Here is a 16154-nt window from a genome sequence, read left to right on the forward strand (position 1 = left end):
CGAGATTCACCGGGTGTGCACCGGAGGTCTGCGCAGGGCCGGGGGCAGGCGACGGGCGCCGTCGCCCTGGACCGAGGCCGCGTCGCCGGGGTTGACCAGCCGGCACGACGTCATCGACAGGCATCCGCAGCCGATGCAGCCGTCGAGCCCGTCGCGCAGCGCCGTCAGGGCCTCGATCTGCTCGTCGAGGCGGCTGCGCCAGGCCCGGGACAACCGCGACCAGTCGTGCTTGGTGGGCGTCCGCTCGGCGGGCAGCGCGTCGAGCGCCGACCGCACCTCGTCGAGCCCGACGCCGATCGACCGGGCCGCCCGGACGAACGCCAGCCTGCGGAGCACGCTGCGCCGGTAGCGGCGCTGCCCGCCGGAGGTCCGGCTCGCCGAGATCAGGCCCTCGCGTTCGTAGTAGCGCAGCGCGGAGTGCGGGAACCCGCTCCGCTCGACGATCTCGCCGATCGTCAGGAGATCGCTCGACTCCATCCCCTCCGCCACCTCTCCGGCCCCGTCGCGGCGCCGCCGGACGTCCCGGCGGCCGTCCTCCGACACTGAAGCTCGCTTCAGTATCAGCCGTTCGTCGCGGGTCCGCCACCTGCGGCGACCGCCGTCCGCCGTTGTGGATCAGCCGTTGATCGGGTTGCCTCCCCGGCCCTTCAAGATCGATTTCTCGGTTAGCGGTGCCTGCCGCGCGCCGACCGACACCCCCGGGGCTGGACCCGTCCGGCGAGGCCCTCTACGGTGCTTCACAAGTCATCACGGCCCGATCACGAGCGGGCCAGGAGCCGGAATCCCCGACCGGCTCGCCCGGGACCCCCGACCCGGCCGCTCGTACCGGAGCCGTCCGTTGATCGCGAAAGGGCCATACCCTTGTCAGGACACCGCTCCCCCGGTGGCCGCCGCGTGTTCCCCCGACCCGTGGCGACCGCACCCGCAGCGAAGGCCGCTGCCCGAACTACCCGTCCGACGGCGCACGCCGTGGACGGCGCCCGCGGCAGTGCCGCGCGGCGCGCCGGAACCCGCACCGCGGCGGCCGGCGCGACCTTCGGCGTCCTCGCCTCCGGCGCGTTCGCCGCCGTCGTCCCGACCACGCTGGACGGGACGAACACCGCGGCCGACGCCGAGGAGACCACCCAGCCGACCACACTGGCCGCCTTCGAGACCGGCATCCCGTCGTCGGCCCCCGCGGTCGACGGCAGCCCGTCGGGCTACTTCAGCCCGGTGTCCTTCGAGCACTCCGGTGCCGCCACGGGCGCCCTCCAGGCCGCGGCCCCCGCCGACGACGCCGACCTGGCCTCGCTGGGCAAGGCCCACGAGATCGCCGGGAAGATCGCCGAGGAGCACCGCAAGGCGGCCGAGGCCGAGGCGAAGAAGAAGGCCGAGCGCGCCGAGATCGAGAAGCTCATCTCGAAGGGCGGCCTCGACAGCTGGATCGCCGAGGCCCTCGACCACATGGGGATGTCCCAGTCGTACGCGACGGGGCTGAAGCAGATCATCCTCAAGGAGTCCAACGGCAACCCCGACGCCATCAACAACTGGGACTCGAACGCGCTGGCGGGCAACCCGTCCGAGGGCCTGATGCAGGTCATCCCCTCGACCTTCGAGGCGTACGTGCACCCCGACTTCGCCGACCGCTCGGTCACCGACCCGGTCGCGAACATCACCGCGGGCGTCCGCTACATGATCGACCGCTACGGCCTGGACACCCTCGACGCCGGGGGCCGGACCGGCTCGCACGGCGGCTACATCGGATACTGACTCCGGTCATCCACGACACGGCGACGGCGGTCGGCAGGTGAACCTGCCGGCCGCCGTCGTCGTGGTACAGCCGGGAAAGTAATATCGGCCTTTACTTTCCTGCCCGAGAGGAGCGCGTAGCTCGTGACGTCCCCCGGTGGAGCCGGTCCCGCCCGTACCGAGACGGCGACGCGGTCCCGCTTCCGGCCCGAACTGCAGGGCCTGCGGGCACTCGCGGTGGTGCTGGTGGTCGTCTACCACGTGTGGGTCGGCCGGGTCTCCGGTGGCGTCGACGTGTTCTTCCTGATCACGGGCTTCCTGATCGTCGGCGGGCTGTACCGGGCGGGCCTGCGCGGCGGGGTCGACGTCCTGGCCACCTGGAAACGCCAGCTCTCCCGGCTGCTGCCCGCGATCACCGTGGTACTCGCCGCGGGGATCGCGGCGGGCGCGTTCCTGCTGCCGGAGAGCCGGTGGAGCCCGACGGTCCGCGAGACCGTCGCCTCGCTGCTGTTCGTCCAGAACTGGGAACTGGCCGCGAACGCGGTCGACTACGCGGCCCGCAGCGACGCCGCGAGCATCGTCCAGCACTTCTGGTCGCTGTCGATCCAGGGGCAGTTCTACCTGGTCGCACCGCTGCTCGTGGCCGGCGTCGTGATCGCCTCGCAGCGGGACCGCGCGGACCTGCACACCCGGCTCACCGGCACGTTGCTGGTGGTCGGCGGCGCGTCGCTGGCGTACTCGGTGTACCTGACCGTGGTGAACCAGCCGCTCGCCTACTTCCACTCCCTGACCCGGGTGTGGGAGTTCGCGCTCGGCGGCCTGCTCGCGCTGTGGATCTCCCGGATCGAGGGGCGTCCCGAGCTCACCGCCGGGGCCCGGATGGCGCTGGGCTGGCTCGGCGTCCTGGCGCTCGTGTCGTGCGGGGTGCTGCTGCAGGTCGACCGGGCGTTCCCCGGCTGGGCCGCGCTCTGGCCCACGGTCGCGGCCGCGCTGGTGATCGTCGCCGGACGGTCGGGGCACCCGCTGGGCGCCGACCGCCTCCTGGCCGGCCCGCTGCTGCGCTCGATCGGGGACCTGTCGTTCCCGCTGTACCTGTGGCACTGGCCGATCCTGGTGCTGGCGCTGGTGTACACCGGCGACGAGCGGCTCTCGCTCGGTGCCGGGGCCGTCGTGATCGGTGTGTCGTTCGTGCTGGCCTGGCTCACGCACCGGTTCGTCGAGCGGCCGATCGCGGCCCTCGACGTCCGGCACTCGCTGCGCACCGGCCTGGCGCTGGCGCTGGTCGTGCTGGTCGGTGCGGCCGGCTGGTTCGGCGTCGCCACCGCGCGGGCGTCGGTGCAGGTGGAGGCGGGCTCGCCCACCCATCCCGGGGCGGCCGCACTCGCTCCGGGCTTCGAGTACGCCGGCCTGGCCGACACCGATCCCGCCACCGCCCCGGCCGCCGAGGTCGACCTCGCACCGTCGCTGGTCGGCGCCCCGGACGACTGGAGCTACCACCGCGGCACCTGGGACTGCGGCCCGCTCCAGCGCGACGGCGTCGAGATGCAGTTCTGCACGATCCCGCCGCCCGGTGACGCACCCCCCGAGCGCCGGATCGTGGTGATCGGCGACTCGCACATCCAGCAGTACGTGGCCTCGCTGATGCCGGTCGCCGCACAGCGGCACTGGGAGATCATCGGGATGTTCCGCGGGGCCTGCCCGTTCTCGACCGGCTCCGAGACCGATCCCGCGGACGAGGGCTGCACCGCCTTCAACGCCGCGGCCGCCGCGGAGACGGCGGAGCTGAGGCCGGACGCCCTGCTGACGCTGGCCACCCGCGACGTCCGCCCGGGGCTCACCGAGTCGACGCCGCACGGGTTCGTCGACGCCTGGTGGCGGATGCACGACGCCGGGGTGCCGGTCGTCGCGGTCCGGGACAACCCGCGCCCGCCGTTCTTCGTCCCGGAGTGCATCAGCACCCAGGGCCGGCACGCGGAGGGCTGCGCCCTCGACCGGCACGACGTCTACCCGACGCTGCCGCCCTACGCCGCGCTGCCGGACGTCCCGCCGAACGTGTCCTTCATCGACACCGCTCCCGCGATCTGCGAGCAGGACCGGTGTCCCGCCGAGATCGGCAACGTGCTGGTCTACATGGACGACAACCACCTGACGGCGACCTACGCCGAGACGATGGCCCCGGTGTTCGCCGACCACTTCGAGAGCAGGCTGGGCTGGTGACCCGCGGCTAGGACGGCCGTGCGCGGTGCCCGTCGACGGAGACGACGTCGCCGCGCTGCAACTGCGCGCCGCGACGGTACTCGGGTTCGCCGTTCACGGTGACGAGGCCGGCCTCGAGCAGCTCGCGCGCGTGCCCGCCGTCCTCGGCCAGGTTCGCGAGCTTGAGGAACTGCCCGATGCGGATCGGCTCCTCACGGATCGGCACGTCCTGCGGGGTGGTCATGGGCCCATTCTGCGCGCCGTAGCATCCTGCGGCGTGGGTGACCACTACTTCAGCGCCACGCCGTCCGTCGCGAGCCGTCCCGGTTCGGTCCGGCTGCACACCGCCGGTGTCGATCTCGAACTGTCGACCGACACCGGCGTGTTCTCGCACGGCCGCATCGACCGGGGGACGAAGGTGCTGCTCGACGCGGCCCCCATGCCCGAGGTCCGCGGACCGCTGCTGGACGTCGGGTGCGGGTACGGCCCCGTCGCCCTCACGATCGCCGCACGGCGCCGCAGGCTGCCGGTGTGGGCCGTGGACCTCAACGAGCGCGCGCTGGGCCTCACACGGGCCAATGCGGGCGCCGCGGGGCTGGGGAACGTGACGGCCTGCGTGCCCGACGACGTCCCCGGCGACCTGTCGTTCGCCGGCATCTACTCGAACCCGCCGATCCGCTCGGGGAAGCCCGCCCTGCACGAGCTGCTGCTGCGGTGGCTGCCACGGCTGATGCCGGGCGGCCGCGCGTACCTCGTGGTCGCGAAGAACCTCGGCTCGGACTCGCTGCACCGGTGGCTGGAGGCCGAGCAGGGGTTCCCGACGACCCGGCTGGTCTCGGACAGGGGCTACCGGGTGCTGGAGGTCGCGCCGCACGAGGCGTGAGCGCCACGGCCGATCCGGCCCGCACACACGACGAAGGGCCCCGGGAGATCCCAGGGCCCTTCGCCTGCGTAGTAGCGGGGGCAGGATTCGAACCTGCGACCTCTGGGTTATGAGCCCAGCGAGCTACCGAGCTGCTCCACCCCGCGCCGTCCGGAACCTCAGCGGTTCCGTCTGTGTTGTGTCACCACAGTACCCCGGCGGTTCCGGCACCCCGCGAGGGGGGTACCGGAACCGGACCGGTCAGCCGCCGGCGTTCTGGAACGCCGACACCGCGCGGTCGAGCTCGGCCAGTGCCTCGCCCTGCTTGGCGAAGTCACCGCTCTGCTGGGCCGCCTTGAGCTCGTTCAGCGCCGTGCGGATCTCCTGCGCCGCGCCGGCCTGGGCCGCGTTCGGCGCTCCCGGGGTGGCGGGAGTACCGGGCGTCGCACCCTGTGCCGGCGTCTGCGGAGCCGGCTGGCCCGGTGTGGCCGCCGCACCACCGGCGCCCGCACCGGCACCGGCACCGAACACCTGGTCCAGTGCGGCGGACAGGCTGGCGTCGTAGCCGACCCGGCCTCCGTAGCTCACCAGCACGCGGGCCAGCTGCGGGTAGGACGAGTCCTGCCCGGCCCGCTCGATGTAGACCGGCTCGACGTAGAGCAGGCCACCGGCCACCGGGAGGGTGAGCAGGTTGCCGTAGTCGATCGTGGTCTGGTTCTGCCGGAGCAGGTTCAGCTCCTGCGAGACCTCGGGCGACCCGAGGAACTGCGCCTGGACCTGCTGCGGGCCGAGCGTCTGTGTCTCGTTCGGCAGCTGGAGCACGGTGATCTGGCCGTAGGTGTCCGGATCCGAGCTGGCGGAGACGTAGGAGGCCAGGAACTGCCGTCGCAGGCTCACCAGCGCGCTGGTGAGCTGGAACGACGCGCCGTCCTGACCGGGCAGCCCCGCGTAGAGGTAGTACGGCGGTTGCGCGTCCTGCGCCCCACCGTTGCCGCCGCCCTGCACGGTCGGGTCGGACGGGACGTCCCAGAACGAGACCGTCGAGAAGAACTCGCCAGGGTTGTCGACGTGGTAGCGGGTCAGCAGCTCACGCTGGACCTTGAACTGGTCCTCCGGGTACCGCAGGTGCGCCTGCAGGTCCGGGGTGATCGCCGACCGCGGCTCGACGGTGCCGGGGAACGCCTTCTGCCAGGTCTGCAGGACCGGGTCCTGCTCGTCGAAGGCGTAGAGCTTCACGGTGCCGTCGTAGGCGTCGACCGTGGCCTTCACCGAGTTCCGCAGGTAGCTGACCGTCTCGTTCGGCAGCTGCTGGCCGCCCGGGCCGATCCGCGAGTCGGACGTCGCGTCGCCCAGCTGGACGCGCTCGGCGTACGGGTAGTCCTGCAGCGTGGTGTAGCCGTCGACGATCCACTGGATCCGGCCGTCGACGACGGCCGGGTACGGGTCGTTGTCCAGCTTCAGCCACGGCGCCACGGCCTGGACGCGGTCCCGCGGGTTCCGGACGTACATGATCTTCGACTGGTCGTTGATCGAGCTGTTGAACAGGATGTTCCGCTCGCCGTAGGCCAGTGCGAACACCGCCCGGTCGAAGATCCCGCCGATCGGGACGCCGCCCGCGCCGGTGTAGGTGTACTGCGCCTCGTCGGAGTCGTACTCGCGCGGTGCGGTGCCCTGCTCGGCGCCGACGATCGAGTACTGGTTGTCGAGCAGCTCGCCGTAGTAGATGCGCGGCTGGTCGACCGGGATCCGGCCCTCGGTCTGGGTGTCGCTGACGCTGAACAGCGGCAGGCCGCCCTGGCCGCCCGTGTCCTCCAGCGCCGCGTTGACCTGGTTCGCCGGCGCCGAGACGAAGCCGTTGCCGTGCGTGTAGACGAGGTGCCGGTTGATCCAGTCCTGCTGGTTGCCGACCAGGGCGTTCGCGTCCATCTCGCGGGCCGCCACGACGTAGTCGCGGGTCTCGCCGCCGACCGTGTACCGGTCGATGTCGAGGTTCGGCGCGAAGCCGTAGAAGTTCCGGCGCTGCTGGAGCTGGGTGAACGTGCGGTTCAGCTTGCCCGGGTCGAGCAGCCGGATGTTCTCGACGGTGTCGGTGTCCTGGCGGACCTGCGCGGGCGTCGCCTCCGACTCCCCGGCGTAGGGCTGGATGTCGACCTTGTCCGGCCCGATGCCGAACGCGTTCCGGGTGGCCTCGATGTTCCGCTCGATCGACGGTGCCTCGCGCTCGTTGGCGTTCGGGGCGACGACGAACTGCTGCAGGACCAGCGGGAACGCGGTGCCGACCAGGATCGACGAGATCACCAGCATCACGACGGCGACCGCCGGGATCTGCAGGTTCTGCCGGAACGCGGCGACGAAGAACGCCAGCGCACAGATCACCGCGATGATCAGCAGGATCAGCTTCGCCGGGAGCACCGCGTTGAGGTCGGTGTACGTGGCCCCGAAGAACGTCTGGGAGTTGCGGTTCGACCAGAGCAGATCGTACCGGTCGAACCAGTAGGCGACCGCCTTGAGCAGCACGAACACACCGGCGAGGACGGCCAGCTGGGCCCGTGCCGCGGTGGAGACGAACCCGGAGCGGCCGGACAGCCGGATGCCGCCGAACACGTAGTGCGTGACCAGCGCCAGCACGAAGCAGATCGCGACCGCGACGAACAGCCAGTTCAGCGACATGCGCAGGAACGGCAGGGTGAAGGCGTAGAACGAGATGTCGTTGCCGAACTCGGGATCGGCCTGCCCGAACGGCGTCCCGTACAGGAACATCTGCACGGTCTGCCACTGCACGGGCGCCGCGAGGCCCGCCACGACGCCGATCACCACGGGCACGCCGACGGCGAACAGCCGCAGCCGCTGGATGATCGTCGTCCGGTAGCGGGCGACCGGGTCCTCCGGACCGGAGACCGGCACGAAGACCGGCCGGTACCGGTAGGCCAGCCACAGCGTCAGGGCGACGAGGCCGCCGACGACGAGACCGACGACGCCGAACAGGACGATCTGGGTGAACAGCCGGGTGAGCTGCACGCTCCGGAACCCGACCTCCCCGAACCACAGGTAGTCGACATAGAAGTTCAGCAGCCGCGAACCGCCGAGCAGAAGCACTACGAGGACGCCCGCGGCGACCAGCAGGATCCGGGTTCGGCGGGTCAACGACGGCGCTCCCACAGGGGGCCGCATGGACGACACGGGCACGCTCCACAGCTCGGTGACGACTCGGAAGACACGGCCGGCGGGGAGCGACGGCGCGGTTCTCCGCGTCCAACTCTACGGAGCGCGCGTGAGTTCCCGGTTGAGCCCCGGCGTGTCGGTCGTTTTCGTGCTGGAAACGACATATCGGGCAGACCGCCACGTCCCTCGCGGACGGCGTCGATGCAGGCCCGGGCCGGGGTCGCCCGCGCCGGACGGCGCTCCCGACCGTAGGGTGCCGCGCGTGGGCGTTCGATCTTCGACGTGGGTGACGGCACTGCTGGTGCTGCTGGGACTCACCGTCGTCGGCTCGGTGGTGCCCGCCCCCGTCGTGGCGCTCGGGCCCGGCCCGACCTTCGACACCCTCGGCGACGCCAACGGCACACCCGTCGTGTCCGCCCAGGGGCTGCCGACCTACCCCACCGAGGGCCACCTCAACATGACCACCGTCGGCGTCACCGACGGCATCTCGACGATGACCGCGCTCGGGATGTGGGCGTCGGGCACCTACCGGCTGGCCCCGCGGTCGTCGCTCTACCCGCCCGGCGAGAGCACCGAGCAGGTCACGGCACAGAACCAGCAGGAGTTCGACGGGTCGATCGCGAACGCCGAGGCCGCCGCGCTGACCCATCTCGGCCTGCCGACCCGGGTGACGGTCGGTGCGCTGACCGACGGGTCGCCGTCGTCCGGGGTGCTGGAGGCCGGCGACGAGATCCGCGCGGTGTCCGGGACGCCGATCCCGTCGGTGCAGGCGCTGCTCGACGCACTCGGTGCGGCCCGGCCCGGTGAGCCCGTGACCCTGTCGGTCGTGCGCGGGCGCGCTGCCCCGCGCGACGTGACGGTGACGCCGTCGGCCCATCCCGAGGACCCGGCCCGGGCCTTCCTCGGGATCACCCCGGCCACGTCGCCCGCGGAGGGCCAGCGGCTCTCGATCACCCTCGGCGACGTCGGGGGCCCCTCCGCCGGGCTGATGTTCAGCCTCGCCCTCGTCGACAAGCTGACCCCCGGCCCGCTCACCGGCGGCCGGTTCGTGGCCGGTACCGGCACCATCGACGCGGAGGGCCGGGTCGGCCCGATCAGCGGCATCCGGTTCAAGATGATCAAGGCGCAGGAGGTCGGTGCGCAGACCTTCCTGGTGCCGGCCGCGAACTGTGCGGAGGCGGCCGCCGAGGGGCCCGACGACCTGCAGCTCGTGAGGGTCGGGACCCTCGACGAGGCCGTCGGCGCGCTGGAGACCCTGAACGACGGCGGAACGCCGCAGGGCTGCTCCTAGTTCCCGTCTCCCCCCGTGGCGAACTCGCCCGCGACCAGCGGCATCGGGTCCGCCGACCCGCGTACGGTAGGGCGCATGAGTGACATCCCGTTCGGATTCGGCCCCGCCGACCGCGACCGCGACAAGGACGACGCGTCCGGCCCGGGCGACGGTACGGGCGGTCAGGACGGTGGCCGCGGCGGCGAGCCCGACGGCCCGCAGGATCCGTTCGGCTTCGGCTCGCACCCGCAGTCGTCCGACCCGGCGGGCGGACAGTCCGGGGGCCAGCAGAACCCGTTCGCGGCGTTCGGCATGCCCGGGATGCCGGGCATGCCCGGGATGCCGGGCGGGGCCGGCGGCCAGTTCGACATGAGCCAGCTCGGGCAGATGCTGTCCCAGCTCGGCCAGATGCTCAGTCACGCCGGCACCGGCTCCGGCGACGGCGGCCCGGTCAACTACGACCTCGCCGCCCAGCTGGCGACCCAGCAGCTCGCGCAGACGACGTCGTCGCTCACCGACGACCAGCGCCGCGCCGTCTCCGAGGCGGTCCGGCTCGCCGAGCTGTGGCTGGACCCGGCGACGTCGTTCCCGTCCGCGGGCGGCGAGGTGAAGGCGTGGACGCCCAGCGACTGGGTGCGCGCCGGCATGCCGACCTGGAAGCGGCTGTGCGACCCGGTCGCCAACCGGCTGTCGTCGGCGTGGGTCGAGGGGCTGCCCGACGAGGTGCGCAACGCGGCCGGTCCGATGCTCGGCATGCTCGGGCAGATGGGCGGCATGGCGTTCGGCAGCCAGCTCGGGCAGGGGCTGGCCCAGCTCGGCAAGGAGGTGCTGACCTCCACCGAGCTCGGCATCCCGGTCGGCCCGGAGCGCACGACGGCGCTGCTGCCCGAGGCGATCGCGCGGTTCACCGAGGGCCTCGACCGCCCGGCCGGCGAGGTCACGCTGTACCTGGCCGCCCGCGAGGCGGCACACCAGCGGTTGTTCACCCACGTGCACTGGCTGCGGGAGCGGCTGCTCGGCGCGGTGGAGGACTACGCGCGCGGCATCACCGTCGACACCTCCCGGATCGAGGAGCTGGCCCGCGGGATCGACCCGTCGAACCCGGAGTCGATCCAGGAGGCCATGCAGTCCGGCATGTTCGAGCCGGAGGACACCCCGGAGCAGAAGGCCGCGCTGGCCCGGCTGGAGACGCTGCTCGCGCTCATCGAGGGCTGGGTGGACGCCGTCGTCGCCGAGGCGCTGGCCGACCGGCTGCCCGGCGCGGAGGCGATGCGCGAGACGATGCGCCGCCGGCGCGCGTCCGGCGGACCCGCCGAGCAGGCCTTCGCCACGATCGTCGGCCTGGAGCTGCGGCCGCGGCGGCTGCGCGCCGCCGCCGAGCTGTGGAAGCTCCTCTCCGAGGAGCGGGGCACCGAGGGCCGGGACGCCGTGTGGGCGCACCCGGACCTGATCCCGTCCGCCGACGACCTGGACGACCCGGCCGCGTTCGTCCGTGGCACCTCCGGCGAGGGCGTCCCGGACGACCCGATCGCCGAGCTGGAGCGGCAGATGGCCGCCGACGCCGAGAAGGAGTCCGGTGCCCGGGGCGACGACACCGGTACACCGGGCTCCGACGACCCGGACGCCGACGGCCCCGGCGAGGGCCGCCGCGAGTCCTGATCCCGCCAGGCCGGTTCCCGGTCAGCTCCCGGTCGCCGCGACCTGGTCGTCCGGGATCTCCGGGGCGGGCGCCTCGTCCTCGGTGGCGGGATCGCCGTCCACCCCGCTGATGCCCAGCGCCGCCGCCGCGTTCAGGCCCTCGAGGTAGCCGATGGCCCGCTCGGTGCGGGGATAGCGGTACACCCAGGACCAGAAGACGTCGTCGTGCGCGGCGGACAGCAGGTGCGCGAGCTCGTGCACCAGGACGTAGTCGACGACCCAGCCGGGTGCGTCCCGGAGCCGTTCGCTGACCCGGATCGTGCGGTCGTCCGGCGTGCACGACGCCCACCGGGTCCGCATCGTCGGCACCCAGCGGATCGACACCGGTTCCGCGCGCCCCTCCAGCCAGCGCTTCGACAGCTCCCGACCCCGGGTCATCAGCGCGTCGTCGCCGCTGCGGCCCGGCGACCGGCGCCGGGCCTCGCTGGCCTCTATACGCTTGACCATCTCGGCGACCCAGTCGCGTTCCTGCTCGGCCGTCATCCAGCCGGGGATGAACACGACGACGCGGTCGCCCTCGCGCCGCGCACTGACCATCCGCTTCCGGCGGGCACTGCGACGGACCTCGACCGGGGGGCTAGCCATGCCCCCAGGGTAGGCCGCCGGAGCCACCGGGGTGAGCCGCCGGTCGGGCGCGGCGCTCCCGCCGGTCACGGCGCCGCCGGTGGCTCCCGCGCACCACCGTTGCTCCTGCGAACCTCCGTGTGGATCCCGTCCGGGCGCCCGCCGGATGCGTCACCGTGACGCGATGACCGCACCGCCCGGATCACCCGGCCTGCCCGGGAGGCTCGTCCTCGCGCCGCACCTCGGGGCGGTCGCGACCGGCCCACGTACCCGACGGATCGGCTCCGGTGCCCGCGGCCGCGTCCTCGACGACCTCTCCCCCGCCGCCGTCGCCGCGCTCGACCGGCTCGCGGACGGTCCCTGCGCCACCGGCGACCTGCTGGCCGGTGCACCGCCGGGCCCGCACCGCAGCGCGCTGGCAGGGCTGCTCGGTGTGCTGTGGCGGGCCGGGCTCCTGGCCGACCCCGATGCCGCCGACCGTGTCCGGCGGCACCGCGGGACCACGCTGGTCGAGGTCCGCGGGGACTCGGCGACGGCGGTCGCCGTCGTCGCCGGGCTGGCCGCGACCGGGATCGGGCAGGTGCATCCACGGGTGACGGGCCCGGTCGGGCCGGATGACGCCGCAGCCGGGTTGCCCCGGGCCGATCTCGGCCGGGCGCGCGACGAGGCGCTGCACGATCTGCTCCGGACGGCGGGGGTGCGTACCGGGCCGCCGGGCCGGGTGCCGCCGGACCTCGTCGTGCTGGCGGGCGCGCCGGAGCCCGGGCCGGACGGCGCCGTCGAACACCTCGTCGTCACGCTCCGCGACGGCCACGGCGTCGTCGGGCCGCTGGTGCTGCCCGGCCGCGGGCCCTGCCTGCGCTGCGCGGGCGCGGCCGCAGGCGTCCCCGGTCCCGGCCCGCGGACGGCCGAGCCGCACGTCGTCGCCGCGACGGGGGCGCTGGCCGTCGGGCAGGTGCTGGCCGCGCTGGACGGTCCGCTGCTCGGCGGTGCGCCGCCGGCGTCGTGGGCCGCCGAGCTCGAGATCGACCCCGCCACGGCGGCGATCACCGCCCGTGCGCTCCATCGGCAGCCGGACTGCCCGTGCGGCGGCACCACCGCGGCGTGCGAACCCCCCGCCGTGGGGTGGACAATCATGGTGTGAGCGACATTCCCCGACGCACGGCCGCACGGACCGTCAAGCTCGCCGGCCTGCCGCTCGGCGTCGCCGGCCGGGCGGCCGCCGGCTTCGGGCGCCGGCTCACCGGTGGCGACCGCGACGAGATCTCCGCCCAGCTCGCCGCGAAGAGCGCCGAGCAGCTGTTCGCCGTCCTCGGTGAGCTCAAGGGCGGCGCGATGAAGTTCGGGCAGGCACTGTCCGTGTTCGAGGCCGCCATCCCGGACGAGTACGCCGAGCCGTACCGCGAGGCGCTGACGAAGCTGCAGGCCGCCGCCCCGCCGATGCCGATGGACGACGTCGACTACATGCTGACCCAGCAGTTCGGCCGGTCCTGGCGGTCCCGCTTCTCGGAGTTCGACGAGGACCCGGCCGCCTCGGCCAGCATCGGGCAGGTGCACCGCGCGGTCTGGAAGCGCGACGGCCGCGAGGTCGCCGTCAAGGTGCAGTACCCGGGCGCGGAGGAGGCACTCCGCTCGGACCTGCGCCAGCTCGGCCGGATGAGCCGCATCCTCCAACCGCTGGTACCCGGGATGGAGATCAAGCCGCTCGTCGAGGAGCTCCGCAGCCGGATGGAGGAGGAACTCGACTACCGCGACGAGGCGACCTACCAGCGGGAGTTCGCCGCAATCTACGAGGACGACCCCGAGGTGAAGATCCCCCGGGTCGTCGGCTCGGCACCGAAGGCCGTCATCACCGAGTGGGTGCAGGGCCGTCCGCTGGCGTCGGTCATCCGCGAGGGCTCGGTCGAGGAGCGTGACCACGCCGGCGGCCGGCTGGCCCGGTTCCACTACTCCGCGCCGGACCGGGCGCACCTGCTGCACGCCGACCCGCACCCGGGCAACTTCGGCATCCTCGACGACGGCAGGCTGCTCGTCCTCGACTTCGGCGCGGTCGCCCGGATGCCCGACGGCATGCCGCCCGAGCTGGTCGCGATGACCAAGTACGCCCTGGAGGGCCGGGACGGCGACCTGATGGCGCTGATGCGGTCGGCGGGTTTCGTCCGCAGCGGTGCCCGGATCGACCAGCAGCAGGTCCTCGACTACCTGGCGCCCTTCACCGAGCCGCTGGAGACGGAGGAGTTCCACTTCAGCCGCCGCTGGATCCAGCGTCAGGCCGAGCGGGTCGGCGACCTGCGCAGCCCGGACGCCGCCATCGGCCGGGCGCTCAACCTGCCGCCGCGGTTCCTCCTGGTCCATCGGGTGACGATGGGGACGCTGGGCATCCTCTGCCAGCTCGACACCCGGGTGCGGCTGCGCGAGATCGTCGCCGAGTGGCAGCCGGAGATGTTCCGGCCGGACGCCCCGACGGGCTGACCTGCCGGGGCGCACCTCACCCGCGCCGGCGCAGGCCGTCGAGGGTCCGTTCCAGGGCCGCCCGCGCGGCGGCCCGGTCGGCGGTGGTCGTGCCCGGCCCGGCCAGCCACATCGCGAGCTCGTTCATCGCCCCCGACAGCAGGCGGGCCAGCGGCTCCACCGGCTGCGGTTCCAGCTCGCCGAGCCCGACCAGCCCGGCCAGCGCCTCGGCGAGGTGCCGGCCGGACGTGCGCTCGTCGATCTCCCGCCAGACGGGCCAGCCGAGCACGGCGGGCCCGTCGACCAGCATCACGCGCGCGGTGCCCGGCGCGGTGCTGGCATCGAGGAAGGCCCGGCACCCGGCGACGAGCCGGTCCCACGGGTCCTGTTCGGCCCGCGCCGCCTCCACCACGCGCTCGGCGACCCGGGCCTGCACCCGTTCCAGCACCGCCCCGAACAGGGCGACCTTGCCGTCGAACTGGTGGTAGAGCGCGCCCTTGGTCACCCCGGCGCCCGCCACGACCGCCGGGAGCCCGACGGCGCCGTAGCCCTCCCGGGCGAACAGTCGCTCCGCCTCGTCGAGCAGAGCGTCACGCGTCCGTGCACGCTGCTCGGCCCGCACCCCCACCACACACCTCCGGTTCACGGATCCTCGATTGACGTACCGAGGGTACGCCAGTACCTTTTCGCATACCGTGAGTATGTGAACTCGAGGAGGGGTCATGCTGACCAGCTGCTACCCGGTGCTCGCCACCGACGACGTCGCCACCGCCCGCGCGTTCTGGACCGGCCCGCTCGGCTTCGAGATCGTCTTCGACGCCGGGTGGTACGTCAGCCTGAGCCGGGAGGGCCACGAGCTCGCGCTCCTGCACCGCGACCACCCGACGATCCCCGCGGACTTCCGCGGACGCTCCGCGACCGGGGTGCTGGTGAACCTGGAGGTCGACGACGTCGACGCCGAATGGGATCGCCTCGCCGTCCGCGCCGGGCTGCCGGTCGCCCTGGAGCTGCGGGACGAGGACTTCGGGCAGCGCCATTTCATCCTGGCCGGGCCCGACGGGGTCCTGGTGGACGTGATCACCGAGATCCCGCCGTCGGCGGAGTTCGCCGCGGCCTTCACCGGAACGGCAACAGTCTGACGACGGCGCACACCCGCGGCTCCGGGGGCGCGGCCCGGCCCCGGCCCCGGCCCCGGCGCGCCGAGGTGAGCAGAGCAAAGGGGACTCCGGACCACCTGGTCAGAACCGGTGGGTGGACGTGGTGCAGACGCGGCGGTGCCCCGCCCGGACGGATCCGGACGGGGCACCTGTGATCGACGCGCGGCTCAGCCGGCGCGGCTCAGCCGGCGGTGCTGAGAACGCGGCTCAGCCGGCGGTGCTGAAAGCGCGGCTCAGCCGGCGCGGTGGCGCGCCCGCTCGGCCCGGGCCGCGGCCCAGGACGCGAGCCGGGCCCAGCCACGGCCTGCGGTGAGCCGGCGGGCGAGCCGATGCTGTTCGGCCACCCGTTGCGCCTCCTGCTGATGGGATCTCGCCAGGGCTTCCTGGATGAGCGTCATCGCGTTCTCCTGGTTCACGAGATGGGTGGTGACATCGCGGTGGACGATCGGGTGCTGGATCGGTGCGCTCGGCACCGTGGTCAGGTCGTTCATGTCGGGTTCTCCTTCGTCGGTCAGGGGTGCGGGCTCGTGACCCGGTGTCAGTTGCCGGCGGCCAGGGCGTAGGCCCGGTCGCGCTCCAGGTCGGCCTTGCGGGGGCGGCCCCTCGGACGCTTGCGCGGGATCACCCGGCCGCGCTCGAAGATCTCGCCGCCCCAGACCCCCCACGGCTCGCCGCGGTCCAGGGCGCCGGTCAGGCAGGCGTTCCTCAGCGGGCAGCCGCCGCAGAGCGCCTTGGCCTGCTCCAGCTCGCCGGGCGTCTCGGCGAACCACAGGTCGGCGTCGCCGTTGCGGCACGGCAGTGCCGACCACTGCTCGGCGGGCGGGCCGGTCTCCACGGCCCGCAGCCGCGTCTCGTCGGAACCGGCGCAGCCGCCACCGGTCGCATTCCGGATCACTCCGCCGTCACACGGAGCGGACCTCACGTACACGATCGACCTCCTCGATCGAACTTCTTCTTCTCGTCGGGACCGGAGCTGTGTTCTCAGCGCGGTGCTCTCTCTCGGGACGGATGGACGGATGGACGGACAAAAAAATCGGGGCCGCAGAACCCGTGTGCGTGGGTTCCG

The 16154-nt window shown here is 73.3% G+C and carries 15 protein-coding genes and 1 tRNA gene; 8 read left to right on the forward strand and 8 right to left on the reverse strand.

Annotated elements, in window-relative coordinates; all coding sequences use genetic code 11:
• Positions 1 to 6: 6 nt before the first annotated feature.
• A complete protein-coding gene (soxR, locus tag AD017_RS08425) occupies positions 7 to 477 on the reverse strand; it encodes a redox-sensitive transcriptional activator SoxR (RefSeq protein WP_029239221.1) in 471 nt (156 codons plus the stop codon).
• Positions 478 to 969: 492 nt separating this feature from the next.
• Here soxR and AD017_RS08430 point away from each other — a divergent pair, with 492 nt between their 5' ends.
• Together AD017_RS08430 and AD017_RS08435 are read left to right on the forward strand one after the other, a co-directional pair.
• Positions 970 to 1749 (forward strand): transglycosylase SLT domain-containing protein, encoded by a 780-nt coding sequence (locus AD017_RS08430; RefSeq protein ID WP_010225076.1) that lies wholly within the window; start codon positions 970 to 972, stop codon positions 1747 to 1749.
• 123 nt (positions 1750 to 1872) lie between these two features.
• Positions 1873 to 3945 (forward strand): acyltransferase family protein, encoded by a 2073-nt coding sequence (locus tag AD017_RS08435; protein ID WP_060573853.1) that lies wholly within the window; start codon positions 1873 to 1875, stop codon positions 3943 to 3945.
• Positions 3946 to 3952: 7 nt separating this feature from the next.
• Here AD017_RS08435 and AD017_RS08440 read toward each other — a convergent pair whose 3' ends face one another.
• The gene (locus tag AD017_RS08440; RefSeq protein ID WP_010225072.1) at positions 3953 to 4168 is read right to left on the reverse strand and encodes an RNA-binding S4 domain-containing protein; all 216 of its coding nucleotides are present in this window, start codon (positions 4166 to 4168) and stop codon (positions 3953 to 3955) included.
• A gap of 33 nt (positions 4169 to 4201) precedes the next feature.
• Here AD017_RS08440 and AD017_RS08445 point away from each other — a divergent pair, with 33 nt between their 5' ends.
• On the forward strand, positions 4202 to 4807 hold the full coding sequence (locus tag AD017_RS08445; protein ID WP_060573854.1) for a class I SAM-dependent methyltransferase: 606 nt from the start codon (positions 4202 to 4204) through the stop codon (positions 4805 to 4807).
• 72 nt (positions 4808 to 4879) lie between these two features.
• Here AD017_RS08445 and AD017_RS08450 read toward each other — a convergent pair.
• Together AD017_RS08450 and AD017_RS08455 are read right to left on the reverse strand one after the other, a co-directional pair.
• Positions 4880 to 4953: transfer RNA gene (locus AD017_RS08450), tRNA-Met, on the reverse strand.
• Positions 4954 to 5047: 94 nt separating this feature from the next.
• Positions 5048 to 7957: a UPF0182 family protein gene (locus tag AD017_RS08455; RefSeq protein ID WP_060573855.1), complete on the reverse strand. Its 2910-nt coding sequence runs from the start codon at positions 7955 to 7957 to the stop codon at positions 5048 to 5050.
• Positions 7958 to 8234: 277 nt separating this feature from the next.
• Here AD017_RS08455 and AD017_RS08460 point away from each other — a divergent pair, with 277 nt between their 5' ends.
• On the forward strand, positions 8235 to 9239 hold the full coding sequence (locus tag AD017_RS08460) for a PDZ domain-containing protein (RefSeq protein ID WP_010225067.1): 1005 nt from the start codon (positions 8235 to 8237) through the stop codon (positions 9237 to 9239).
• Positions 9240 to 9314: 75 nt separating this feature from the next.
• Complete coding sequence (locus tag AD017_RS08465) at positions 9315 to 10877, forward strand: zinc-dependent metalloprotease (protein ID WP_060573856.1); 1563 nt, start codon at positions 9315 to 9317, stop codon at positions 10875 to 10877.
• A 21-nt stretch (positions 10878 to 10898) separates the two neighbouring features.
• Here AD017_RS08465 and AD017_RS08470 read toward each other — a convergent pair whose 3' ends face one another.
• Positions 10899 to 11501 (reverse strand): M48 family metallopeptidase, encoded by a 603-nt coding sequence (locus AD017_RS08470; RefSeq protein ID WP_050802207.1) that lies wholly within the window; start codon positions 11499 to 11501, stop codon positions 10899 to 10901.
• A gap of 163 nt (positions 11502 to 11664) precedes the next feature.
• Between AD017_RS08470 and AD017_RS08475 the strand changes: the two genes are divergently transcribed.
• Together AD017_RS08475 and AD017_RS08480 are read left to right on the forward strand one after the other, a co-directional pair.
• On the forward strand, positions 11665 to 12624 hold the full coding sequence (locus tag AD017_RS08475) for a hypothetical protein (protein WP_075313985.1): 960 nt from the start codon (positions 11665 to 11667) through the stop codon (positions 12622 to 12624).
• On the forward strand, positions 12621 to 13952 hold the full coding sequence (locus AD017_RS08480; protein WP_010229474.1) for an AarF/ABC1/UbiB kinase family protein: 1332 nt from the start codon (positions 12621 to 12623) through the stop codon (positions 13950 to 13952). The genes AD017_RS08475 and AD017_RS08480 overlap by 4 nt, the downstream gene beginning before the upstream one ends.
• A 16-nt stretch (positions 13953 to 13968) precedes the next feature.
• On the opposite strand, the gene AD017_RS08485 is transcribed toward AD017_RS08480, so the two are convergent.
• On the reverse strand, positions 13969 to 14577 hold the full coding sequence (locus tag AD017_RS08485; protein ID WP_227012698.1) for a TetR/AcrR family transcriptional regulator: 609 nt from the start codon (positions 14575 to 14577) through the stop codon (positions 13969 to 13971).
• A 76-nt stretch (positions 14578 to 14653) separates the two neighbouring features.
• Here AD017_RS08485 and AD017_RS08490 point away from each other — a divergent pair, with 76 nt between their 5' ends.
• Positions 14654 to 15070, forward strand: a complete 417-nt coding sequence (locus AD017_RS08490; RefSeq protein WP_060573859.1) for a VOC family protein — start codon at positions 14654 to 14656, stop codon at positions 15068 to 15070.
• 251 nt (positions 15071 to 15321) lie between these two features.
• Here the strand turns inward: AD017_RS08490 and AD017_RS08495 are convergent, their stop codons facing one another.
• Both AD017_RS08495 and AD017_RS08500 read right to left on the reverse strand, forming a co-directional pair.
• Complete coding sequence (locus AD017_RS08495) at positions 15322 to 15579, reverse strand: hypothetical protein (RefSeq protein ID WP_010229467.1); 258 nt, start codon at positions 15577 to 15579, stop codon at positions 15322 to 15324.
• 47 nt (positions 15580 to 15626) lie between these two features.
• On the reverse strand, positions 15627 to 15932 hold the full coding sequence (locus AD017_RS08500) for a WhiB family transcriptional regulator (protein WP_050802353.1): 306 nt from the start codon (positions 15930 to 15932) through the stop codon (positions 15627 to 15629).
• Positions 15933 to 16154: the final 222 nt, after the last annotated feature.

This window comes from Pseudonocardia sp. EC080619-01 (assembly GCF_001420995.1).
Classification (GTDB): domain Bacteria; phylum Actinomycetota; class Actinomycetes; order Mycobacteriales; family Pseudonocardiaceae; genus Pseudonocardia.